Consider the following 22905-nt stretch of genomic DNA (forward strand, 5'->3'; position numbering starts at 1 on the left):
GGCATGAGTACCGAGCCACGACTGGCCGAGGTCGCCGAGCCGGGACCCGCGCAGAAGGCAGCACCGGGCGCCGACCAGGCCGTCAAGGAGACCCTCGAGGACTACACGCTCCGCTTCGCGCCGCGCAGTTACCGGCGCTGGACCCCGATGGTGGTGGCGACGACCGCGCTCGGCGGCATCGCCTACATGGCCGACTTCTCCATCGGCGCCGGCATCGGTCTGGCCCACGGGACGGGCAACGCGCTGCTCGCGATCGCCGTCGCCGCCGTCGTCATCTTCGTGACCGGCTTCCCGCTGGCCTACTACGGGGCCCGCTACAACATCGACCTGGACCTGATCACGCGCGGCTCGGGCTTCGGCTACTTCGGCTCGGTGCTCACCAGCGTCATCTTCGCCAGCTTCACCTTCATCTTCTTCGCCCTCGAAGGCTCGATCATGGCCCAGGGCCTGAAGCTGGGCCTCGGACTGCCGCTGTGGCTGGGCTACTTGGTGTCCACGCTCATGGTGATCCCCCTCGTCATCTACGGCATGACGGCGCTGAGCAAGCTCCAGGTGTGGACCACCCCGATCTGGCTGCTGCTGATGGTCGGCCCGCTGGTCTACCTGGTCGCCACCGACCCGGGGACCGTCGACCGCTTCCTCGCCTACGCGGGCACCGACGGGGACGGCGGTGTCAACACCGCCTCCGTGCTGCTGGGCGCGGGCGTGTGTCTGTCGCTGATCGCGCAGATCGGCGAGCAGATCGACTACTTGCGCTTCATGCCGCCCAAGACCCAGGCGAACAAGCGGAGTTGGTGGACGGCCGTGGTGATGGCCGGCCCGGGCTGGGTGGTGCTGGGCGCGCTGAAGCAGGCCATCGGGGTGTTCCTCGCGGTCTACATCATCGCCGAGGTCGGTCCCGCTGCCGCGCCCGAGCCGATCCAGCAGTTCAAGCACGCCTTCGACGCGATGATGCCGTCCTGGCTCGTCCTCCCGCTGGCCGTGGCCCTGGTCGTGATCAGCCAGATCAAGATCAACGTGACGAACGCGTACTCCGGCTCCCTCGCCTGGACCAACTCCTTCACCCGGGTCACGAGGCGCTACCCGGGCCGGATGGTGTTCGTCCTGGTCAACCTGGGCTTCGCGCTCGCCCTGATGGAGGCCGACATGTTCAGCTTCCTCAACAGCATCCTGGGCTTCTACTCGAACTGCGCGATCGCCTGGGTGGTCACCGTGGCCACCGACATCGGCATCAACAAGTACGTGCTGAAGCTGTCCCCGCACGCCCCCGAGTTCCGCCGCGGCATGCTCTACGCCGTCAACCCGGTCGGGGTCGTCGCCTTCGTCGCGGCCTCCGGGCTGTCCATCGCCATGTACTTCCACGCGCTGGGCGACACCCTCCAGCCGTACTCCCCCGTCGCGGCGGCCGTCATCGCGTTCGTCCTCACCCCGCTGATGGCCGTGGTGACCAAGGGCAGGTACTACCTGCGCCGCACCGACGACGGCATCGCCGAGCCGCTCCTGGACGAGGACGGCAACCCCAGCGCCGTCACCTACGAGTGCCACGTGTGCCGGCAGCGGTTCGAGCGGCCGGACGTGGCCGCCTGCCTGACACACGACGCCGTCGTCTGCTCGCTCTGCCTGAGCACCGACAAGGTCGGCGACCACGTCCTGCCGGAGGCACCCGCCGTCGTCTGACACCCGTGGGGGCAGAGGCCGCGAGCGCTTCCGCCCCCACGGCGCGCTCCCCGCGGCGGCTCCGCTGCCGCCTGCGCGCCGCAGCCGGGCCTCATCGCACACAGCGGTACCGAGTCGGTCCCGGACGCGCTGCGCGAGCACCCGTGAAGGGGCGGCCTCGCACACCGGGCGGCATACTGATCTTGCATTGCGCAGTGATGCGCGGCGCGGTGATGCGGGCCGATGGCCGGAGAGGAGATGACGGGACGTGACCACCGAAGGGCCGGGCGGCGGACGGGGAACGCCCGACGAGCCGGACGGCACTCCCCCGATCCCGGACGGCGTGTGGCTGAGGTTCCTCACGGACAGCGAGCAGGCCATACGTGCCTCCGCGCCCAGGGAGCCCTCCGCGCAGGAGCGGGCGGCGGGACGGCGGCTCCAACCCCCGTACGCCGTCGGTGACCTGTGGCAGCCGGAGGACCTGTGGGTCCGCGTGCCCTGGCGCGACCTGGACCGCCGTGCCAAGGCCCGGCGCGTGGGACGGGTCGCCGCCACCGCCGCCGCCGTGGCTCTGGCGCTGGGAGCGTGGTCCCACTTGTCCGCCGGCGCGGGCACGGGCACCCGGCCGGGGACGGGCACCGTGCGGCAGGTTGAGGGGGCGACCGCGAGGCTGCCCACGGCCACTCCCGTCCCGTCCGGATCCCCCGTCCCGGCGCCCTCCAGGTAGCACATGCAGGACGGGTACGGTCCCGCACGGCCGCCTAGGATGAGCTCACAGGCCGGATCTGGGCGCTCGTCCGGGCGCGGCCCCCGCAGGCGAGTCATCGGGAACGCGCACGCCGACCGAAGGGGGAAGACATGAGCGCGCCACGCCTCAGCAGTACGCCGTTGCCGGGCATAGGTGTCCGCTACGACCTGACGACCCGGGACAGCCGCCGCCTGTCCGTGGTCGCCCACCGCGACGGCCACCGGACGATCAGCGCCTACCGCGAGGACGACCCGGACGCCTGCGACCTGTCGGTGCGTCTGACGACGGAGGAGGCGGCGACGCTCATCGACGCGCTGATGCCCGCGCACCACACGCCGAACCTGCTGTCCACCACCGACCTGGGGCTCGTCGCCGAGCGGATCGAACTGTCCGGCTCCTCGCACTGGAACGGCCGGCTGCTGGGCGAGTCCCGGATCCGCACCGACACCGGCGCGTCCATCGTGGCGGTGCTGCGCAGGGCCGAGGCGATCCCCTCCCCCACGCCGGACTTCCGGCTCGCCGGCGGTGACACGCTCATCGTCATCGGGACCCGCGAGGGCGTGGAGGCCGCCGCCGAGATACTCGGGCGGGAGTGACCCCGCCATGCACTCCTCCGCGGTGTTCCTGATCGAGTTCGGCTGTCTCATCCTCGGGCTCGGGCTGCTCGGCCGCCTCGCCGGGCGCTTCAGCTTCTCGCCGATCCCTCTCTACCTGCTGGCCGGGCTCGCCTTCGGCGAGGGCGGACTGCTGCCGCTGGTCGCCAGCGAGGACTTCGTCGCCATCGGCGCCGAGATCGGTGTCATCCTGCTGCTGCTCATGCTGGGCCTGGAGTACACGGCCACCGACCTCGTCTCCAACCTCAAGACCCACTATCCGGCCGGGGTCGTCGACGCCGTCCTCAACGCCCTGCCCGGTGCGGTGCTCGCCCTGCTGCTCGGCTGGGGCCCGGTCGCGGCCGTCGTGCTGGCCGGTGTCACCTGGGTCTCCTCCTCCGGCGTCATCGCCAGGGTCCTGGGCGAACTGGGGCGGCTCGGCAACCGCGAGACCCCGGCCATCCTGAGCATCCTGGTCCTCGAGGACCTCTCCATGGCGGTCTACCTGCCGATCGTCACCGCCCTGCTGGCCGGGGTGGGTCTGGCCGCGGGCGCCGTCACGCTGGCCATCGCCCTGGGCGTGGCCACGCTCGTGCTCGTCCTCGCGGTGCGCTACGGCCGCCATGTCTCCCGCTTCGTCTCCAGCGACGACCCCGAGAAACTGCTGCTGGTGGTGCTCGGCGTGACGCTGGTGGTCGCCGGGCTCGCACAGCAACTCCAGGTGTCCGCGGCCGTGGGCGCCTTCCTGGTGGGCATCGCGCTGTCCGGCGAGGTCGCCGAGGGCGCGACGAGCCTGCTCGCGCCGCTGCGGGACCTGTTCGCCGCGGTGTTCTTCGTCTTCTTCGGCCTGCACACCGACCCGGCCAGCATCCCGCCCGTGCTGGTGCCGGCCCTCGCCCTGGCGGCCGTCACCACCGCGACGAAGATCGCCACCGGCTACTGGGCCGCGCGCCGCGCCGGGATCGGGCCCAAGGGCCGCTGGCGCGCCGGCGGCACGCTCGTGGCCCGCGGCGAGTTCTCCATCGTCATCGCCGGGCTCGCCGTCACGGCCGGCATCGAGCCCTCCCTCGGCCCCCTGGCCACGGCGTACGTCCTCATCCTGGTCCTCCTCGGCCCTCTGACCGCGCGCTACACCGAGCCCGTGGCCACCGTCCTGACCGGCCGACTGCGCCGCAAGGGGACCACCCGCGCAGCATCGGCACCTGTTCCACCGAGCGCCCACGAGACCATCGACGACCAGGACATCGTCGGCCGCACGTGACCGGCGGCGGACCCGCGCACGGACACGAGCGAAGTTCGGGGGACCTTGGGGCTGACGACGGGAGCGCCTGCCTGGCGGGCCGCCTGGACCTGCGGGAGCGCGGTGCTCGGCAGACCTCGCGGGCCGACGGGGTAGAGCTGCGCTCCCATCGCCGCCGTTCGTATACCCCGCGCGCACCCGCACACCGGCGGCGCACGGCCGGGTGTGCCCACCCTACGAAGGCCCGGCGCGCGGCAGACTCCGCGAGCCGACGAGTACGGCTGATCTCTCTTCCCCCGCCACGCAAAAGCGCCACGGGCCAGCGGCGCACGGCCGTCCCCCGGCCAGCCACGCGGAAGCGTCGGGCGAAAGTCCCCACGGGACGACGGCATACAGCCGCACTCCCGCGCCCGCCACACGGAGGCCGGCATCCGGCAGACTTCGTCGGCCGGCGGCGCACGGCCGCACTCGCACTGCCCGCCACGCGGAAGCGCGACGCAGGCGTCACCGCCGGTGCCCGGTCAGCCCGTCTTCCAGCCGCGGCGCGTGTCGATCCGCTCCCATTCCGCGTCCCACTGCGCCATCCGCCGCCGGTCCAGGGACAGTCGTGTCAGCCAGGCGGCGCCCAGCACCATCCCGCCCGCGAGGACTCCTGCCAGACCGCCGCCCACGGTCGTGTGCAGCCAGGCCTCGCCCCCGGACACCGGTGGGGTCGTGAGGTCACCGCTCCTGTTCACCCACACGGGAATCGTGCTTCCGACGGGAGTGCGGGGCGGCACCCGTGCCTGCTCCGTGTGCGTCGAGCCGTCCGGCGCGGTCCACCGCACCTTGGCCCACACCCGGTGGTCGCTCGCCGCGCGGGCCGGTGACGGGCCCGGCGCGTCCTCGACGGCGACCGCGGAGACCCGACGGCTCTCGGCCTGCTGCTTTTCGACGGCCTGCCCGACCGCGCCCGCCGCCATCAGGCCCGCGCACACACCGCCGAGCAGGGCGAGCACCCAGCCGGCGAGCACGACCCAGGCTTCGACGACGTCGATACGCCGCTTGAGCGCGTTGCGCCGCCACCGCCACCACCGCACGGTCACACGTTCTGAGGTTCCCATCGCCGACACCCCCTCGTGAGCACCGGCAGCACCCTTCCAGTGTGCGCCTGAATCGGGCCCCTGTCGGCGTATCACTCAGCCGGAAGACGCGGCGATCCGCACCCGGTCGCTCTCGCCGCCGGACAGGAAGGACGCCAGCGCCCGTCCTTCCTCGCCGACGGACTCGCGGTCGGCCCGTGAGAAGCGGCGCAGCGGGGTGACCAGGACGGTGTCCGTCTCGACGCTCCAGGTCGCGGCGACCCGGCCGTCGACCAGGACGACGCGGGCGCCTTCGACCGACAGGCCGCGGTGGGCGTCGTCGATGATCCGGCCGCGGTCGTGGTAGCCGAGGATCGCGTTGTCGAACGCCGGCAGGAACCGCACCGGAGCGGGGGTGTCGGGGTCGGGGCGCGGCGCGTCGGGGAGGTCCAGCAGTTCCCGGCCGCGCTCGTCCCGGAAGGCGACCAGTTCCTCGCGCAGGGCGGAGACCGCGGCCGGCAGTCCCGCCAGTCCGCACCAGGCGCGCAGATCGGCCGAGGCGGCGGGTCCGAACGCGGCCAGGTAACGCCGTACCAGCGTCTGCCCCACGGGATCGGAGTCGTCCGGCACCGGGGGGTCGATCTCGCGGCCCAGCCAGGAGGAGACCGGGGCGTAACGCACTCCCGCCGTCGTGCGCCACAGCCCGCGCGGCGGCAGCTGCACCATGGGCAGCAGGCCGGCGACCAGCATTTCGCCCAGTGGCCGGGGCCCTGCCGCGGGCCAGTGGCCGGCGACGGCTCGCGCTAGGTCGCCCATGGAGCGGGGTTCGCCGTCGGCCATGACCGCCCGCCCCGCCGCCGCGAGTTCGCCGAGGTCCACTCCCTCCAGCTCGCGGCGGTACGTTCCGAGCACCCGCTGGCGCAGCATCGCGTCGTGGCGGGCCCGCCAGGCCACGAGGTCGTCGGCGGTGACGAGGTGGACGGTGCGGCGCATGAGATGGGTCCGCACCACTCGCCGCCCGGTCAGCAGTTCCGACAGCACCACGGGGTCGAACGCCCGCAGCCGGGACCAGAGCCCGATGAACGGCTCCTGCGGTTCCTGCGCCTGGAGACCGCACAGGTGCGCGACGGCGTCGAGGACCGGCAGGTCGGCGCGGTCGAGGAGCAACTGCCGTGCGAGGGCGGCGCGGTTGAGCGCCCGGGCGTCGAGAACGGTCAATGCAGCACCTCGGCCTTCGAGTCGTGTGCCGACCCGTGGTTCGAGGGGCCCGGGCGGCTTGCCCGATCACCGTCGCAGGCGATGCGGTCAGGTTGTGACCGCGTCCGACGAGTACCTCTTCGACGACGTCGAGCCGGGCGTCGCCCTGGCGGCTCACCGGCGTTGCCATTCCTCCGCGAGGAGCCGGTACGAGCGCACCCGGTCGGCGTGGCCGTGGGTGATGGTGGTGACGAGCAGCTCGTCGGCGCCGGTGGCCTCCCGCAGTTGTTCGAGCTGGTCGGCCACGCGCCCGGGCGAGCCGACGAACCGGGTGTCGACGCGGTCGGCGACCAGGGCCCGGTCCTGCTCGGTCCAGTCGTGGGCGCGGGCCTGTTCGGGGGTCGGGAAGGCGATGGCGCCCTCGCCGGTGCGGATGCCGTGGACCCACAGGCCGTAGCCGGTGGCCAGTTCGCGGGCGGTGTCGTCGTCCTCGGCGACGACGACGTCGGCGGAGACGCTGACGTAGGGCTTGTCGAGGTGGTCGGACGGCAGGAACGCGGCCCGGTACCCCTCGGCCGCCTCCAGTACGGTGGCCGGGCTGACGTGGTAGTTGGCGGCGAAGCGCAGGCCGTTGCGGCCCGCGACGTCGGCGCTCTCGCCGCCGCTGCTGCCGAGGATCCACACCTGCACGTCGGCGCCTTCTCCGGGGACGGCGTGTGCTTCGAGCCCGTCCGCCGAGCGGTAGTCGCCGCGCAGCAACGCGAGGATGTCGCCGATCTGTTCGCCGTAGTCCTGGTGGCGGGCGCCCGGTTGCCGCAGCAGGTGCTGCTGGAGCCTGAGGCGTGGTGAGTCCCGCAGGTGGTCGGGCGAGAACCGGGGCGGGATCTTCAGGCCGTTGGGGGTGCGCCCGTCGACGACGGGAGTGGCCGTCGGGCGGGGTGCCGCCGGCTGTCCGGGGGGACGTCCGCCGGAGCGGCCGAGGCCCAGGTCGAGTCGCCCCGGGTGCAGGGCGTCGATCAGGCCGAACTCCTCGACGGTGGACAGGGCCGTGCGGTGGCCGAGTTGGACGGCGCCGGAGCCGATCCTGATCGTGGAGGTCGCGGCGGCGGTCAGGGCCAGCAGCACGGCCGGAGAGGTGCCGGCCACGCCCGGGTTGAGGTGGTGCTCGGCGAACCAGTAGCGGCTGTAGCCGAACCGCTCGGTCTGCCGGGCGAGGTCGACGGAGTGGTGCAGTGCCTCGGCGGCTGTGGAGCCGGACGGGATCGGGACGAGGTCGAGTACCCCGAGAGGGACGTCGGACATGGTCGGGTGCTCCTCAGCGGTCGGTGGGCAGGACGGCGGGCCGGCGGACGGCTAGCCACCGGTCTTCGGCAGGCCGGGCGGGTTGGTCTCCGACCTGGTCACGGCCTCGCCGGACAGGCCCCAGCGCTTCAGCACCTTCGCGTACGTGCCGTTGCCGATGATGTGGTTCAGCGCGTCGGCGAGCGGCTCGGCCAGTCCGCTGTCCTTCTGGGTGGTGTCGCCGACGTCGTACTTGCCGCTCCCGAGGGCGGGCAGGATCGTTTCGAAGGAGGCGTCCTGCCGCACCGGCTTCACGCCGAGGACCTTCGCCACCGCGTCGGTGATGTCGATGTCCTGGCCCGCCGGTGCCTTGCCGGGCCCGTTCGGATAGTAGGCCCCGGGCGGGGACCCGACGGAGCTGCCGATCCGCAGCGTGCCCGACCTGCGTACGTCGGCGGGCAGCAGGGCGGCGACGGAGTCCACCGTGTGTACGGCGGCGACCGGGTCGGCGGTCGGTGCGGGAGACTGCGCGCCCGCCGGACCGGTGCCGGTGGCGCCGCCGGAGCCGCACGCCGTCAGGGCCAGGGCTGGCAGGAGCGCGAGGGCGGTGGTGCCGCGCGGACGGGTCCTGATCGTGCGGGTCTTCACTGGTCGCGGCCCTCTCGGAGGTGTTTCTCGAACGGCAGCGGGCCGATGGACTCCGGGTCGGCCTCGGTGTCGAACAGGGGGGTGTAGCCGGCGGCCAGATACAGGGCGCGGGCCTCGGGCTGGCGCGGGCCGGTCGTGAGGAAGATCCGCCGGTAGCCGCGCAGGGCCGCCTCGCGCTCCGGCTCGGCGACGACCCGCCGGGCCAGACCGCGCCGCCGGTGGCCGGAGTGGGTCCAGATCCGCTTCAGCTCGGCCGTGGCCAGGTCGTACCGGCGGAAGGCGCCGCCCGCGACGGGCTCGCCCCGCTCCAGCAGCAACAGGAGCAGTCCGCCGTGCGGTTCGGTGAACTCGTCGTCGGGGTAGCGGGCGATCTCGGCGTGCGCGTCCTTGCCGTAGCGCTTCGAGTACTCGTGGCCCAGCTCGCGCAGCAGCGGTTCGACGCGGGGGTCGGAGACGGGGACGTGAATGAACGTCAGTTCCGGTGCGGAGGTCACCCGTTCACCGCCGTGAGGGTGTGTGTCCCGCGGGCCGCCCGCTCGGCGTCGCGCTTGGCGACCTCCTCACGGACGACGGGGATCACGTACCGGCCGAAGTCGATGGCGTCGCCCAGCAGGTCGTAGCCGCGGGCGGAGAGGATGTCGACGCCGAGGTCGTAGTAGTCGAGCAGGGCCTGGGCGACCGTCTCCGGGGTGCCGACCAGGGCGTTGGAGTTGCCCGCGCCGCCGGTCGCGGCGGCCGTCGGGGTCCACAGGGCGCGGTCGTAGCGCTCGCCCTCCTCGGCGATGGCGATCAGCCGCTGCGAGCCCGTGTTCTGCGGGGCGCCTGTACGGTGGCGCCGCTTGAGCCCGGCCGCGCCCCGCTCCCTGATGGCGCCGACCGTGCGGTGGGCCTTCTCCCAGGCCAGTTCCTCGGTGGGGGCGATGATCGGGCGGAAGGCGACCTGGATGCGCGGCACATCGGTGCGGCCCGCCGCCTTCGCCGCGGCCTTCACGGCCTCGATCTGCTCGGCGGTCTTCGCCAGCGGCTCTCCCCAGAGGCAGTAGACGTCGGCCTCGGCTCCCCCGGCGGCGTACGCGGCGGGCGACGAGCCGCCGAACGACACGTTCGGGCGGGGCTGCTGGACCGGGAAGACGTCGCTGACGAAGTCGTGGAAGCGGTAGTGCTCGCCCTCGTGGTCGAAGGGCTCGTGCGTCGTCCAGATCTTCTTGACGATGCGGATGTACTCGCGGGTGCGGGTGTAGCGGTCGTCCTTGCCGAGGGTGTCGCCCTCGCGGCCCTGTTCGTGGTCGTTGCCACCGGTGATGAAGTGCACGGTCAGGCGGCCCTCGCTGATCTGGTCGAGGGTCGCGAAGGTCTTGGCGGCGAAGGTCGGGTACGAGACGTTGGGCCGGTGGGCGAGCAGGATCTGGAGACGGTCCAGCCTGCTCGCGACATGGGCGGCGGCCGGCGCCGGGTCGGGTGATCCGGAGCCGTAGGCGAACAGCACCCGGTCCCAGCCGTGGTCCTCGTGCGCCCGGGCGAGCCGGAGCGTGTACTCCTTGTCGAAGGCGGCGCCGGAGCGCTGGGTGGTTTCGGAACCGTCGTTGGTGGCGGCGATGCCAAGGAACTCCACGGGCATGGGTATGGCCTTTCCTCAAGTCCTCTGGTGCCGTGCCGGGTTCGGCGCTGGGGCAGGAAGGCACGGCGGGGCGGCCCTCGGCGCGGTCGGGTCCGACGCGCCTCAGGGCAGGGGAATGCGGGTGAAGAACAGGTGTGATGACGCCGGGGTGCGGGCCCCGGACGAGGTGGGGCGGCGGCAGCGTGTGTCAGAGGGAAGACTCGGCCCGCGACGGGGGCACCGAGGCAGGGAAGGGCCGGTCAGACGGCCCGCTGCCGCGTCAGGCGCAACACGCCGCGGACCACACCCGACCGAAGTCGATGTGGCCACGGGTGACCAGGCGCTGCTCGGCGTTCATGCGACTACTTGAGCAGGACGACTCACGTTCCGTCAACCACGGCCCGGATGGCGGACGGGAGTTGGGGGCCCTGGGTGTGGTTGACACCTGTGTGCGTCGGCCCCATACGATCAGGGGCACCGCGTTGAGGGACGTGGCGAGCGTGATGACGCCCTGACCGGACTCCGGCCCCGTATCCACGCCGTGCTTCCCTCCCTGGAGAGCCTTCTGCTGGTCTCGCCGTCCGGCCTCACTCCGTGCCGCCGTGCTCGACGGGCTGCTGCTCACCCTGTGGCTGACCGGGGTGGTGATGGTGCTCGGTTTCCTGCTCGGCATTCCGCTGGCCGTGCTGCGGCTCTCCGCCAACCCGGTGCTGAGCACGCTGAGTTGGGGTTATGTGTGGATCTTCCGGTCCACTCCCCTGCCGGTGCAGCTGCTGTTCTGGTTCAACATCGGCGCCCTCTACCCGACGCTCGGTCTCGGCATCCCGTTCGGTCCGCAGTTCGTCACCGTCAAGACGGTGAACCTGCTCGGTCCCGCCCTCACAGCCGTCATCGGCATGACCCTGCACGAGGCCGCCACGCCGCCGAGGTGATACGCGGCGGGATCCTCTCGGTGGACGCGGGGCAGACGGAGGCCGCCCAGGCCCTGGGCATCGGAAAGGCGCGCACCCTGCGGCGGATCGTCGTGCCGCAGGCGATGCGCTCCATCGTGCCGACCGCCGGCAACATGCTGATCGGCACCCTGAAGGGCACGAGCATCGTCAGCGTGCCGGCGGTGCACGACCTGCTGTACTCGGCGCAGTTGGTCTACAACCAGACCTACCAGGTCATCCCGCTGCTGATGGTCGCCACTCTCTGGTACATCGCCGTCACCACCGTGCTCGGTGTGGGGCAGTCCCATGTCGAGCGCCACTACGCGCGGGGCGCCGCGCGGGCCCTGCCGCCCACACCGGTGCAACGGCTGGCCGCGGCGGGGCGAGCGCGATTGGCCACATATCGCCGTTCCCTGCGCTCCGCCCGTTCCCTACTTTCCCTATAGAATTACTAGGAAAGCATTGACGGCACCCGGCACCGCTGCAGAGGATGACGTGCGTGCCTCAGCCATCGACTTGAGGAGACCTCTGCCATGGGCGTTGCCCCTGCGCCGTCCGGCTGCGACGCGGAGTCGGCCCGGACCGGGCCCGGGAGTGCTCACTGGCTGCGCGTGGCCCGCGAGACCGCGGACGACTTGGCCACGGACGCCGTGGCCAGGGACCAGGCGGGCAAGCCCCCGTTCGACGAGGTGTCCCGGCTGCGCGAGTCGGGGCTGCTGACACTCCTCGTACCGGCCGGGCTCGGGGGCGGCGGCGCGGACTGGCTCACGGCGTACGCGGTGGTCCGGGAGATCGCCGCGGCCGACGGCGCGATAGGCCAACTGCTCGCCTGTCACTACTTCATGTCGTGGAGCGCCCGGTTCTTCACCGAGCCCGCTCTCGCCGCCCGGCTGGAGCAGCGGTCCGCGGCGGAGGAGTGGTGTTGGGGCGGTGCCCTGGCGCGCCAGGAACCGGCTCTGACCCTTGTCAGGGACGCGCACGGGTATGCGCTGACCGGCCGGCAGAGCTTTGCCGCCGGCGTCCTGGTCGCCGACCGCCTCGCCGTGCGGGCGGTGCGGGCCGACACCGGCGAACCACTCGCCGTCGTGGTCGATCCCGCTCTCCCGGGCGTGGTGATCGACGGCGACGCCGACCCCTTCGGGCAACGGCTCGCGGCCGGCGGAAGCGTGGAGTTCGACGCCGTGCGGATCGCCGCCGACGACGTCCTGGGCTCGCTGGCCGCGGACGAGGACGTTCTGTCCCCGCTGACCGCTCTGGTGTCGCCGGTCGGGCGTCTCCTTTCGGTGCAACTGCGTCTCGGCATGGCGGAGGGAGTGCTCGCCGAGGCCCGTGAGTACAGCAGGACCGGCCGGTCCCTCTGGCACCCGGACTGGCCGGTCGGCTCACCTCAGGACCCGCAGGTGCTGACCGTGTACGGGGAACTCACCGTGCTCACCCGCTCCGCGTCCGCCCTCGCCGACCAGGCTCGGGAAGCCGTGCACGGCGGGCTGTCCCGTGGTGACGAACTCGGCTACGACGAGTACGCGGAGATCTCCGTCCTCGTCGCCATGGCCGAAGCCGCCGCGTCCAGGGCCGCGCAGGAGTCCACCGCCCGTGCCCTCGACATCATCGGTGCCCGCTCCGCGTCCTCACGGCTGGGCTTCGACCGTTTCTGGCGCAATGCCCGGACCCACACCCTGTACGAACCCGTGGCCCACCGGCTCCGCGACGTCGGGGATTACTTCCTCAACGGCGCGCACCCTCCCTTCGTACTCCCCGTCTGACCCCGGACCCTCAGCCACGTCCTCGAAGGCGACGACGCTCCCACCACACCCTGCCGTGGCCTGAGCCGTCGGCAGAGGACACGTACCCCCTGCCGACGACTCCGGCGTTCCGTCAGGCGTCGGCGCCGACGCGCGGGAGCGGGCCGTCGCCCGGGGCCGTCCTTCCGGCGTCCGACCACTCCTCGGAGAGCTGCTCCATGCCGCTGGTGTTCTTGAGCGGCTTCTCCTTGATGAACAGCACGGCGATCAGCGCGAGCACCGCGAACGGGGTGCGACGCGAGGAAGAGTTCGGCGGTGGCGACCCCGTAGGCGTGCTCCACGACCACGACGAGGTAGGTCTTCCACCGGCCGGTCGCGCTGATGATCTGGCCCGCGACGGTGGAGGAGACCAGCAGGCCCAGGATCATCGGCAGGCTCATCAGACCCGCCATCGTCGGGGACTTGCCCAGGGAGCCTGGAAGTACTGCGACAGGAAGACCGTGCCGCCGAACATGGCCACACCGACAAGGAGGCTGGCGACGGTCGTCAGCGCCACGGTCCGGTTACGGAAGATGCCGAGCGGAATGACCGGCTCGGCGACCTTCGCCTCGACGAGGACCGCGAGGACCAGCAGCGCCACTCCCCCGCCGGTCAGCGCGGCGGTCTGCCACGACGCCCAGGCGAACTCGTTCCCGGCGAGGGTGACCCAGATCAGCAGCGCGCAGACACCCGCGACGATCAGGAAGGCACCGAGGTAGTCGATCTTCGCCTCGCGGCGGACGGTGGGCAGGTGCAGTGTGCGCTGGAGCAGGGCGATGGCGAGCAGGGCGAAGGGCACGCCGATGAAGAAGCACCAGCGCCAGCCGAGCCACGAGGTGCCCACCAGGACACAGCTCGTCGGCACGCGGCTCACTCGGTGTACCCCCAGAGCTGGTTGAACCGCTTCTTCTGTTCGGCGAGGCGGAACTTGCGCGCGTCCAGCGTGGTCCGGGCGTTCCCGTGCAGGACGTCCGTGTGCACCTCGTAGCACAGCGCGGCATCGAAGATGACGACGTCGCGTATCTCCCTGGGGGCGTTGGGCGGCAGATCCGACATGGCCACCACCCGGGCGTCGATGCCCAGGTCCCTCTGGCGTTCGCAGATCTCGGTGAGCTCCTCGACGATCTCCTCGGCCTGCGCCACGATGAACAGGCGCCTGACCGTCACTCCTCGCTCCTTGATCGCGTCGTCCTGGGCCGCCAGATAGCGGTCGGCCGGGTCGCTGTGCCAGAAGGCCCTGTCGACGAAGCTGCTGGTGGCGTCGATGCTCCTGGTGGCGCAGGTGGTGAGGTCCATGAGCCAGTCGTGGTTCTCCCCCGGGCAGTCGGCGGTCATCCCGGTGAGGTTCTCCATCAGCACCGCGAGACGGCTGATCTCCTCCAGCGCGAAGTCACGCAGGATGTCGGAGCCCAGTGCGCCCACCTTGGTGGCAGCGCGAGCCAGCCGCGCCACGCCGTCGGAGCGCAGCAGCGAACGCTCCACCTCGCTGAAGAGTTCGGTCGCGTCGCTGATCCGGGAGAAGCTCAGCTCCACCAGGTGGCTCAGATCCTGCTGATGGGTGGTCAGCGCCTCCTGGACCTCGCGTCGCTGCTCGTCCTGACCCGACTGCACCAGCCCGAGACGCCTCTCGAAGTCCACCAGGTACTGGACGATGAGGGCCGCACCGCCGATGACGATCGAGACGGCGAGCTTCCACAACTCGCCCTGGTCCTGGTCGATCAGGTTGGTGATCACGTAGGCGATGGTGGCCACCACGAAGGTGACCAGCGTCTTCAGCAGGAGCGGGGGGACGCGCAGGCCCCCTGTCGTCCCCGTGGTCGGTGCTCCTGGCGCTCCGTCCATGTCCTGCCTCTCCCCCGTCGGGATCGTTCCTGGGATGAGCCGCTCAACGCGAGGCCAGCGCCTCACGCAGCAGTGGAATCGCCTGGAGGGCGAGCTGGTCCCGAATCCGCTGGACCAGCGTCTGCCACTGCCGGCTGAAGCCGGGGTGCTGTTCGAGCACCTCCCACAAGGGGCCGAGGGCCCGGTCGACCCGTGCCCTCGGCATCCACAGGTGCAGCAGGTGGTCGACGGCCGGGCGCAGTGCGAGCACGGCGGCCGGTCCCTCCAGCGACCCGAGCCGGCTTCCGTCGAGCATCCGGACGACCGTGGTCAGGAGCCAGTCGTGCAGCGCCAGATCCTCGCAGAGGCCCACGACGGCGGACGGCCGTACGGTTGCCGGGACGCGCAGTTCCACGGTCCGCAGGTCCTCCTCGGCGAGCACGAAGCGCACCATCGAAGGGCCTTCGCCCTCCGGAGCTCTCAGCGCCGCCCAGCGCAGCCGGGTGTGACGTGAGGTGAAGGGGACCTGCTGGTCGAGCAGAGGGTGTCGGAGGATCCGGGTGAGCAGGCCGTCTGCGATGTGGCCGATGTCGAGCTCGCCGGGCCGGCCGCCGGTCAGCGTCCCCTGCGCGACGGACCGTTCGGGCATCCTGCCGAGCGGCTCCACGACCCCGGGGCGCACGAGATAGTGCCCCCACGGCTGCCGCTGGTCCGGCCCGGCGGCCGGGGCCCGGAAGTGCGCGGTGGTCTGCAGAACCCGGCCCTCGGTGAGCGCCGCGCGGGCGGCGATCGTCCCGACCGCACGCAGCTTCGCGCCGTTGGAGGTGGGCAGCCGGCAGTCCACACCGGTGAGGGTGTCGGGTGAAAGGGCGTACAGGTTCGGGCGTTCGGAGGTGCGGACCCGTTCGTCGGGCCGCAGCCGCAGCAGGTGCGCCGCGGCCCGGATGTCCAGCGGCTGGAAGGAGGGCAGCAGACAGGTGCGCACTTCACCGCACGCCAGTACCGCCTCCGTCGTGCCGGTCGGGGCCGTCACGGTCACAGCCCCGAGTAGAAGGCGTAGGAGACCCGGTCCGCCACGGCGTCCGGCACGGTGACGCCCTCGCGGGCGGAGCGCTCGGCGACTTGCCCGAGCGCGCCCGCGTCCACCTCGGTCTGGTCGAGGATGACCCGTACGGCGTGCTCGACCGGCAGGAAGCGGTGCGGCAGCACCGAGCAGGTGCGGTAGGCGCTGAAGGCGGCGGCGGAGGCGTTGAGCTGGACCAGCGGCGCCAGCTCGTCCCAGTCGTCCGGCAGCAGCTCCGTGTTCCCCGGGCGCGGGGTGAGGGCGGCCTCGCCCTCGTTGCGCAGCAGACCGAGCCTGGCCAGCTGCCATACCGCCGCGAGGAGGGGGCAGGACCAGACCCGCCGGCCGTCCTTGTCGTCGCTCCACAGCTCGACGTCCACGAAGACGGAGTGCCGACGGGCCGAGGTCTCCCGGGGCGGGTGCCAGGCTCCGGCTCTCCTCATGGCCTGGGCCGTGCGGGTCACGGGGGTCCGTTGCCCGTTGGCGAGCCAGCCCGTCTCGCTCACGGGTGGGCGCAGGCCGTTGCTGCCGGGTGGCGGCGATTCGACGAGGCGGGCGACCACGGACTCGGCGAGCGGGATCTTGTCCGCGACCGCGCAGCCGGACTCCCTGGCCAGGTAGTCGATGACGAGGCCGACCCGCTCGGCCTCCGCGATGAGGAACGGTACGACTTCGGCGGGCGAGGAGAAGCGGGTGAAATAGTCGTCGACGAGGAAGCAGGTACTGATCCGCGGGGGTTTCCCGCCCGCCCGGGCGGCGGCATCGGCGCGAACCGCGTCCGCCCAGGGTCTGACCCGCTCGAAGTGCCGGCGCAGCACTTCCGGGCCGCCTTCGAAGTCCTCCATGTACAAGTGCCCGAGCTCCAGCGAGAGATGGGACAGCGGCACCGACTGGGTCCGGGGTTCCGCGGTGGTCTCCTGGAATACGGCTTCCGTCACGGCTGCCCCCAGTAGGTGTCGTCGGTCAGCCTCCGGGCGAGCTCCTCCAGAGCCTCGAAGGTGTCCTTGTTGGCGATCTGGTTGGAGAACACGTCCTCCTCGGTGACCAGTTGCTCGCGCCACTGGAGGACGGGTTCGAGGGGCACCGTTCCGAGCACCCTGCCGCCACCGACCCCGAGACGGGCGGCGAGCCTCGCCAGTTGCTTGTCGCACCAGCGCATCCACGCCGCCTGTGCGGGGGACACCTGTGACCACAGCAACGACTCCAGGTCCGGGACGGCGGTGCGTACGAAGCGGATGGCCCCGCTGAGCCCGTTGCGGTCGTGTCCCCTGTCCTCCCCGGTGTGCAGGATGCCGTGCCGGTCGAAGACCAGACCGTGGGCGGCGGTCACGTGCTGGCGGGTCCAGCGGTGGAAGACCAGCCAGCGGGCCTGGATGTTCCGCATCGCCTGGCGGGCGGTCGCTGCCAGCACCATGTCCATCGCGTAGCTGCGTCCCGCGCTCAGGTCCACGATGACCAGGGCGAACTCGCTGTTCAGCTTGAGCAGGAGGTCGACACACCGGCTCAGGTTCTCCTCGTCCGTGGCGAACTCCCCGCCGTTCGCGTCACCGGGTAACAGAACGAGGCGGCCGGAGCCGCGCGGCCTGCTGAGCAGCACCGGATGCTCGGTTCGCTGCCAGACGTCGAGACGCAGCGGTTCACCGCCGTCGCCCTCCAGATAGGAGTGCAGGCCGCCTTCCGCCACACCGTGATCCGCTTCCGGTACGTCGAAGACGGCGGCCGAGGTCGACGAGCCGAAGTCGAAGTCCACGTAGCACACGTCGTCACCGCAGAGCGCCCGCTGATAGGCGAGGTTCGCGCTGGTGACGGAGCGACCGGTGCCCCCCTTGTCGGAGGCGGCGAAGACGAGCACGGTCACACCTCCCAGGACGCCGCGGCGTCGACGAACTCCCGGGCGTGGCGGAGCTGTTCGGCATCATGTTCCTGCCGGCTGTCCAGCAGGCGCCGACGTGGCTTGATCCGCATTCACCAGCCCCCTCGGATCATTCCTCCCCCGGCCGGGGTGAATCAGGAGATACCCAGATCACGGAATCCGCAAGCAACGATCATTCCCGTGTAGCCCGCGCGCACTTCATCCGGTCGACCGAGATGATGCGTCTCCAGTTTTCCCGCGAGACCCGCCATGCAGTCGTACACCTGTGATTCGCTCACGTCACAGGCAGGGAATCGCTGCCCACCCACCTCATAGCCCTGGGAATGTTCCATGAACGCGGCCGCGAACGGCGCACCAGGGGCGAGAGCGCGCAGGAAACACTCCACACCGTGCTGGAACTGCTCATGGGAGGTGGAGAGGGATTCGGCCACGAAGAACATCGTCCCCATCGACCAATGCCTCTGACGGTCGATCAGATTGAAGAGATCGTTCTGCTCGACCCGGACGATGTCCCGGAACCTCTCCTTGCGTTCGCCCCTGACGGCGGCGTACGCCTGATGCCGGCTCAGGATGGCCCAGAACTGATCCCACTCATGGTCGTAGGCGTGCCGCTGTTCTTCGAGGTAGCAGTAGTTGTTCCAGGAGCGGTCGAGAAGGGTGATCTGTTCGCACCAGGGCAGCATCGCGAGCGCCGGGTAGAGATTCGCGCCGGCTCCGACGTCGATACCGCGCGCCGGGCGGTCCGGATTCCTGGAGAAATGATCGGCGAAGTGGTCACGGACCACCGATATGATCTCTGCGTCCACATCGGAAACCCGCATGTAATGCTGCTCGATGTAGGCCCGTGTGTCGAAACGGTCCCAGGGCGCGTCCGCGTTCAACTGCGGGAGGGATCCTGGTGATCTCGATTCCATGCCCCAAGATATCAACGCGGTCGAGCCCGACACCCTGTCTTCACTCGATCCTTCCCGCAGGCGGTGGCAAGGGGGGCGCATTGCAGCAGCCGACGACAACGGCCCGTCCGCTCTCTTGAACGGTCGTGTCGCGCCACGCAATGCTGGGCGGATGCCAGCTCTGCCGAGAGATCGTTTCTCATGGTCCGCCGACTCGCCGCCGCCCCTTCCGCCCCACGGCTCGTCCCTGCGGATACGAACGGTCCAGGGCGAAGACCTGGCTGAACTGGAGCGCGTCGACACGGAGGCCTTTCCGAAAAACCCTTACTCGTATCTGGTTCTCCGGCAGTTCTTCGACGCACACCGCGACGACCTGCTCGTGCTCGCGGACGGGTCGGCCCTGCACGGGTACATCCTCGTCAGCCGACCGGTGAACGGGTGCAGTTGGATCCTGAGCCTCGGGGTCGCCCGTGACCGTCGCAGGCAGGGACTCGGCCGGCAGCTGATGGTCGAGGCCCTGCACCGCCTCCACGCCGACGGTGCCGGCGAGGCCCGCCTGGCGGTCGACCCGGCGAACGAGGCGGCTCTCGGGCTGTACGGCTCGCTGGGTTTCGTCGCGGAGGGGAAGGTGCACAAGGACTACTACGGCCCGGGCGAGGACCGCCTGCTCCTGCGTCTGCTCCTCTGACGTCTTGGTCGGCTGCGCCACGGCGGTCAGTCGCCGTCGCCCTGGTCGAAGCCCGGAGGATTAGGGCCGGTCAGGCCGGGAACGCGGTGCGCTGAACGAACCCGAGGCGAGGCCGGTGCCGCGATGACCGAGTACGAACGTTCACGCACGATGCCCGCACAGCCCGAGCACGTCTTCGACCAGGCCGCGAACATCGGCCAGCTGGACACCTGGCTGCCGGAGGCCCTGCACGTCGAGGCCGGGGATCTGCCAGCGGTCACCGTGCACGAGGACCGCACCGACGAGGACACCTCCGCCTTGCTGCGTGCCCAGCGCGACCAGATGCGGCTCGAATGGGGCACCCGCGACCAGGGCAGCTACACGGGCTGGCTCCAGGTCGCCGGCATCGGCGGCGGGGCCAGTGAGGTGACGGTGCACCTGTCGTTCTTCGACGACAGCCACGACCCGGGCGAGACGATGGTCCGCGACGCGCTGGACACCAGCCTGCGACGCCTGGAGGAGCAGGTGCGGCTGCGCGTCGACCACGCTGCCGGCTGATCGAGGGCCGCACGCCATGGCACGCGTCAAGCAGTACGCCGTCGCGGCGTCCGGGCAGTGGACCGACGAGGAGGAGGGTCGCCGCCGCCTGCCCTCCGGAGAGGTGCACGCCTGGGAGCCGGGGCTGAACCAGACCGTGTGCGGACTGTCCCTCAGCCGCTCCCGGCTGGTCCGCTTCCCCCACGTCACCTGGCCGGACACCTTCCCGGAGTCCGGCGGTGCGGCGGACCGGGTACAGCGCCAGTGCCCCCGCTGCGCCTCGGTCGCCGGGCGCCGTGGCCAGGACGCACGCCCCCGGTGGCAGCGCACGAACCCGCGGCCGTGACCGCCGTACGGCCGCACGGCCGTGGCGCGGCATCCTGAGGACGACCGGCGGCCTGCCCCCTCGCGTCCGCCCCGCCCGAGCCGGACGCCTCCCGCCCGCCTCCGCGGTGCGATCACCCGGCACCACGCGTCATCACAGCATCACGTTTTGTCATGGTTTGCCATGCCGTGGCCGCGGCACTCGGGGCACGCGCGAGCGTCGAGCCGACAGCGTCCGGCCGACGCCATCCGCCCCGGCGACGGGGCAGAACAGAGGGTGACCGATGACGACGATCGGTGTGGAAGAGGAGTACCTGCTCCTCGACCCGGTTACCGGGTTGCCGGTGCCCCTGGCCGACAAGGTGCGGGCCGCCGCGGGTCTGGCGCATCTCGTGGCCGACCAGGAGGTGCAGTGCGAGCTGCTGCAGGCGCAGGTCGAGGTGGCCACGCCGGTGTGCGGAACGCTGGAGGAGGCAGGGGGACATCTGCTGCGGCTACGGCACGCCATCGGCGCGGCGGCCGAAGCGCACGGCTGCCGGATCGCGGCCTGCGGAACGCCCCCGCTGCGCCATCGTCACCCGGTGGCCGTCACCGACCAGGCCCGTTACCGGGCCATGCTCACGCAGGCTCCCCAGCTGGTGGCGGAGCAGCTGGTCAACGGCATGCACGTACACGTGGCCGTGCCCAGCCGGGAGACCGGTGTGCAGGTCCTGAACCGGATCCGGGTCTGGCTGCCGACCCTGACGGCCATGTCGGCGAACTCCCCGCTCTGGGACGGCCACGACACCGGCTTCGCCAGCTGGCGCACCGTGATCTTCGGCCGCTGGCCGGTCAGCGGCGTGCCCCCGTTCTTCCGTGACGTGGCCGACCACGACCGGCGCGTGGCTCAACTGCTGGAGAGCGGTGTGATCTCGGACAGCGGGCAGTTGTACTGGCAGGCCCGCCTGTCGGCCCGGTACCCCACCGTCGAGGTGCGCTGCCTGGACGTGCAACTGCGCGCGGACGACGCGGTCATGCTCGCGGGCATGACCCACGCTCTCGTGGACACGGCCATCAGGGAGACGGTCGCCGGGGCGCCGATGCCCGACTCCCCGCCGGAGCTGCTCCAGGTCGCTCTGTGGCATGCCGCCCGGCACGGCCTGAGCGACACCCTGGTCTGCCCGAACGGCCGGCCGCGCCGTGCCGGGGACGTGCTGTACCAGCTCCTGCGGTACGTCGCTCCGGCACTCGAGGCGTCCGGCGCGACCCGGCAGGTGACGGCCTTGGTCCACCGGCTGCTCCAGAACGGGACCGGAGCGGACAGACAGCGCGCCGCTCTCGCCGAAGGCGGCATTCGGGCCGTCACGGACCTGATCGGCGCGGAGAGCAGCATGTCGTGACTCCCTGGCCGACCCCCGGTCGGGCCGAGGCTCCGGACCGCACTTGCCCTGCGTCATGCCCTGCGTCACGTCCCCGCATCAGGCAGGAGGCTGGGACGGGAGGGATTCGGGGCTGACGCGATCGACCTTGGCTGCGTCGGCGAGGGCCGCGGCAGCGGCTTTCGCCGCCTGTGCGGCGTCGTCGGCGGCCTGGGCATCCATGTCGTCGGTGGGCTTCTCGCGGGTGGCCGGCGACGGGGGCAGCGCCTCGCTGAAGGCGCGGGACACACCCTGGAGTGCGGAGGTGACCTCACTGGGGATCACCCAGAACGTGCTGCCCGCCCCCTGCGCCAGTTGGGGCAGCGTCTGGAGGTACTGCCAGGCGAGCAGCTTGGGGTCGGGGTCGTTGCGGTGCACTGCCTGGAACACCTCGTCGATGGCCCGGGACTGGCCCTCGGCCTGGAGGATCGCGGCGGTACGGTTGCCCTCCGCGCGCAGGACGGCGGCCTGCTTGTCGCCTTCGGCGGTGAGGATCTGTGACTGGCGTTGCCCCTCGGCCCCGAGGATCGCGGCCCGCTTGTCCCGCTCGGCTCGCATCTGCTTCTGCATCGCGTCCTTGATGGACTGCGGGGGGTCGATGGCCTTGATCTCCACCCGGTTGACCCTCAGCCCCCACTTGCCGGTGGCCTCGTCCAGGACACCACGGAGCTGGCTGTTGATGGTGTCGCGCGAGGTGAGGGTCTTTTCCAGGTCCATGGATCCCACGACGTTGCGCAGCGTGGTGACGGTCAACTGCTCGACCGCCTGGAGGAAATTCGCGATCTCGTAGAAGGCCGCGCGCGGATCGGTGACCTGGAAGTAGAGGACGGTGTCGATCTCGACGACCAGGTTGTCCTCGGTGATGACCGGCTGCGGTTTGAAGGAGACGACCTGTTCCCGAAGGTCGATCACCGGATGGACCCGGTCGATGTACGGGATGACGAGATTGAGGCCGGGATTCAGGGTCCGGTGGTAGCGGCCGAGTCGCTCGACGTTGCGAGCACGGGCCTGGGGAACGATACGGACCGCCCGCACCACGGTGAAGACCGCGAACAGTGCGACGAGCAGGCCGGCGATCAAGAACGCGGAGGTTTCCATGATTCTCAGTCCCGTGGGTAGACGATCGCGGTGGCGCCACTGATCTCTATGACGTCGACGGTCTTTCCTGCAGGAATCACCAGCGTCTCGTCGAAGGCGCGGGCCGTCCACTCCTCACCGTCGATACGGACCCTGCCGCCCAGGCCCGTCACCTCGGAGACGACGTAGGCAGCCCGGCCGACCAGGGCGTCCACGCCGAACCGTGCCGCCTGGGGCTGGAGGACGTGGCGCAGCGCGAAGGGGCGCACGAACAGCAAGGTGACTGTCGCCACGGCTGTGAAGACCAAGAACTGGAACGGCAGCGGCAGTCCGAGCGCGGCGGAGCCCGCCGTGACCAACGCGGCCGCACTCAGCATCCCGAGCGCAGCGGTCAGGGTGAAGATCTCCGCCACGGCCAGCACGGCCGCGATGATCAACCAGATCAGCCACGGATCCATTGCGCGCCCCCCTCTCAGCGGTATGGGCACGGAAGGGTCTTTTGCATCCGATTTACCCACA

The 22905-nt window shown here is 71.2% G+C and carries 21 protein-coding genes and 4 pseudogenes; 10 read left to right on the forward strand and 15 right to left on the reverse strand.

All coding sequences use genetic code 11. From position 1 onward, the window contains the following. The first annotated feature begins 3 nt into the window (after positions 1-3). The 4 genes from SCNRRL3882_RS02785 to SCNRRL3882_RS02800 all read left to right on the forward strand — a co-directional run bounded on the left by SCNRRL3882_RS02785 (position 4) and on the right by SCNRRL3882_RS02800 (position 4258). Entirely contained in the window at positions 4-1677 is a 1674-nt protein-coding gene (locus SCNRRL3882_RS02785) for a purine-cytosine permease family protein (protein ID WP_010044116.1), read from the forward strand. A 247-nt stretch (positions 1678-1924) separates the two neighbouring features. Continuing rightward, positions 1925-2383: a hypothetical protein gene (locus tag SCNRRL3882_RS02790; RefSeq protein ID WP_010044115.1), complete on the forward strand. Its 459-nt coding sequence runs from the start codon at positions 1925-1927 to the stop codon at positions 2381-2383. Positions 2384-2514: 131 nt separating this feature from the next. Next, positions 2515-3000 (forward strand): cation:proton antiporter regulatory subunit, encoded by a 486-nt coding sequence (locus tag SCNRRL3882_RS02795; RefSeq protein WP_010044113.1) that lies wholly within the window; start codon positions 2515-2517, stop codon positions 2998-3000. A 7-nt stretch (positions 3001-3007) separates the two neighbouring features. Next, positions 3008-4258 (forward strand): cation:proton antiporter, encoded by a 1251-nt coding sequence (locus tag SCNRRL3882_RS02800; RefSeq protein ID WP_010044111.1) that lies wholly within the window; start codon positions 3008-3010, stop codon positions 4256-4258. 500 nt (positions 4259-4758) lie between these two features. On the opposite strand, the gene SCNRRL3882_RS02805 is transcribed toward SCNRRL3882_RS02800, so the two are convergent. The 7 genes and pseudogenes from SCNRRL3882_RS02805 to SCNRRL3882_RS02830 all read right to left on the reverse strand — a co-directional run bounded on the left by SCNRRL3882_RS02805 (position 4759) and on the right by SCNRRL3882_RS02830 (position 10042). Further along, a complete protein-coding gene (locus SCNRRL3882_RS02805; RefSeq protein WP_029181467.1) occupies positions 4759-5340 on the reverse strand; it encodes a hypothetical protein in 582 nt (193 codons plus the stop codon). Positions 5341-5415: 75 nt separating this feature from the next. Next, complete coding sequence (locus SCNRRL3882_RS02810) at positions 5416-6516, reverse strand: winged helix DNA-binding domain-containing protein (RefSeq protein ID WP_010044106.1); 1101 nt, start codon at positions 6514-6516, stop codon at positions 5416-5418. Between the two features lie 153 nt (positions 6517-6669). Beyond that, a complete protein-coding gene (locus tag SCNRRL3882_RS02815) occupies positions 6670-7797 on the reverse strand; it encodes an LLM class flavin-dependent oxidoreductase (RefSeq protein WP_010044103.1) in 1128 nt (375 codons plus the stop codon). Between the two features lie 51 nt (positions 7798-7848). Further along, positions 7849-8022: pseudogene (locus SCNRRL3882_RS42560) on the reverse strand (ABC transporter substrate-binding protein); the annotation flags it as partial. Further along, a pseudogene (locus SCNRRL3882_RS02820) lies at positions 8017-8409 on the reverse strand (transporter substrate-binding domain-containing protein); the annotation flags it as partial. The pseudogenes SCNRRL3882_RS42560 and SCNRRL3882_RS02820, both read right to left, overlap by 6 nt. Positions 8410-8420: 11 nt before the next feature. Next, positions 8421-8918: a GNAT family N-acetyltransferase gene (locus tag SCNRRL3882_RS02825; protein WP_010044098.1), complete on the reverse strand. Its 498-nt coding sequence runs from the start codon at positions 8916-8918 to the stop codon at positions 8421-8423. Continuing rightward, on the reverse strand, positions 8915-10042 hold the full coding sequence (locus SCNRRL3882_RS02830; RefSeq protein WP_010044096.1) for an LLM class flavin-dependent oxidoreductase: 1128 nt from the start codon (positions 10040-10042) through the stop codon (positions 8915-8917). Before SCNRRL3882_RS02830 ends, SCNRRL3882_RS02825 begins: the two co-directional genes overlap by 4 nt. Before the next feature lie 575 nt (positions 10043-10617). Between SCNRRL3882_RS02830 and SCNRRL3882_RS02835 the strand changes: the two are divergent. Both SCNRRL3882_RS02835 and SCNRRL3882_RS02840 read left to right on the forward strand, forming a co-directional pair. Next, positions 10618-11399, forward strand: a pseudogene (locus tag SCNRRL3882_RS02835) (amino acid ABC transporter permease); the annotation flags it as partial. 87 nt (positions 11400-11486) lie between these two features. After that, positions 11487-12716: an acyl-CoA dehydrogenase family protein gene (locus SCNRRL3882_RS02840; protein WP_010044093.1), complete on the forward strand. Its 1230-nt coding sequence runs from the start codon at positions 11487-11489 to the stop codon at positions 12714-12716. 112 nt (positions 12717-12828) lie between these two features. Here SCNRRL3882_RS02840 and SCNRRL3882_RS02845 read toward each other — a convergent pair. The 6 genes and pseudogenes from SCNRRL3882_RS02845 to SCNRRL3882_RS02870 all read right to left on the reverse strand — a co-directional run. Then, a pseudogene (locus tag SCNRRL3882_RS02845) lies at positions 12829-13668 on the reverse strand (hypothetical protein); the annotation flags it as partial. Further along, entirely contained in the window at positions 13605-14576 is a 972-nt protein-coding gene (locus SCNRRL3882_RS02850; RefSeq protein ID WP_010044090.1) for a hypothetical protein, read from the reverse strand. The pseudogene SCNRRL3882_RS02845 and the gene SCNRRL3882_RS02850, both read right to left, overlap by 64 nt. Positions 14577-14619: 43 nt before the next feature. Further along, entirely contained in the window at positions 14620-15594 is a 975-nt protein-coding gene (locus tag SCNRRL3882_RS02855) for an SCO2521 family protein (RefSeq protein WP_010044088.1), read from the reverse strand. Next, entirely contained in the window at positions 15591-16556 is a 966-nt protein-coding gene (locus SCNRRL3882_RS02860) for an SCO2522 family protein (protein WP_010044086.1), read from the reverse strand. The genes SCNRRL3882_RS02855 and SCNRRL3882_RS02860 overlap by 4 nt, the downstream gene beginning before the upstream one ends. Continuing rightward, a complete protein-coding gene (locus SCNRRL3882_RS02865; protein ID WP_010044083.1) occupies positions 16553-17470 on the reverse strand; it encodes an SCO2523 family variant P-loop protein in 918 nt (305 codons plus the stop codon). Before SCNRRL3882_RS02865 ends, SCNRRL3882_RS02860 begins: the two co-directional genes overlap by 4 nt. A gap of 155 nt (positions 17471-17625) precedes the next feature. After that, the gene (locus SCNRRL3882_RS02870; RefSeq protein WP_010044081.1) at positions 17626-18372 is read right to left on the reverse strand and encodes an SCO2525 family SAM-dependent methyltransferase; all 747 of its coding nucleotides are present in this window, start codon (positions 18370-18372) and stop codon (positions 17626-17628) included. Between the two features lie 184 nt (positions 18373-18556). Between SCNRRL3882_RS02870 and SCNRRL3882_RS02875 the strand changes: the two genes are divergently transcribed. The 4 genes from SCNRRL3882_RS02875 (at position 18557) to SCNRRL3882_RS02890 (ending at position 21291) form a co-directional block, all read left to right on the forward strand. Further along, positions 18557-19072, forward strand: a complete 516-nt coding sequence (locus SCNRRL3882_RS02875; RefSeq protein WP_010044079.1) for a GNAT family N-acetyltransferase — start codon at positions 18557-18559, stop codon at positions 19070-19072. A gap of 123 nt (positions 19073-19195) precedes the next feature. Continuing rightward, positions 19196-19609: an SRPBCC family protein gene (locus tag SCNRRL3882_RS02880; protein ID WP_010044077.1), complete on the forward strand. Its 414-nt coding sequence runs from the start codon at positions 19196-19198 to the stop codon at positions 19607-19609. Between the two features lie 16 nt (positions 19610-19625). Then, the gene (locus tag SCNRRL3882_RS02885) at positions 19626-19934 is read left to right on the forward strand and encodes a hypothetical protein (protein WP_010044074.1); all 309 of its coding nucleotides are present in this window, start codon (positions 19626-19628) and stop codon (positions 19932-19934) included. Positions 19935-20196: 262 nt separating this feature from the next. Further along, positions 20197-21291 carry a carboxylate-amine ligase gene (locus tag SCNRRL3882_RS02890; protein WP_010044072.1) on the forward strand — a complete coding sequence of 365 codons (1095 nt, stop codon included), beginning with the start codon at positions 20197-20199 and terminating at the stop codon, positions 21289-21291. A gap of 78 nt (positions 21292-21369) precedes the next feature. On the opposite strand, the gene SCNRRL3882_RS02895 is transcribed toward SCNRRL3882_RS02890, so the two are convergent. Together SCNRRL3882_RS02895 and SCNRRL3882_RS02900 are read right to left on the reverse strand one after the other, a co-directional pair. Next, positions 21370-22407 (reverse strand): SPFH domain-containing protein, encoded by a 1038-nt coding sequence (locus tag SCNRRL3882_RS02895; protein ID WP_010044070.1) that lies wholly within the window; start codon positions 22405-22407, stop codon positions 21370-21372. Between the two features lie 5 nt (positions 22408-22412). After that, positions 22413-22844 (reverse strand): NfeD family protein, encoded by a 432-nt coding sequence (locus SCNRRL3882_RS02900; protein ID WP_010044068.1) that lies wholly within the window; start codon positions 22842-22844, stop codon positions 22413-22415. Positions 22845-22905: the final 61 nt, after the last annotated feature.

Source organism: Streptomyces chartreusis NRRL 3882, from assembly GCF_900236475.1.
Taxonomy (GTDB): Bacteria; Actinomycetota; Actinomycetes; order Streptomycetales; family Streptomycetaceae; genus Streptomyces; species Streptomyces chartreusis_D.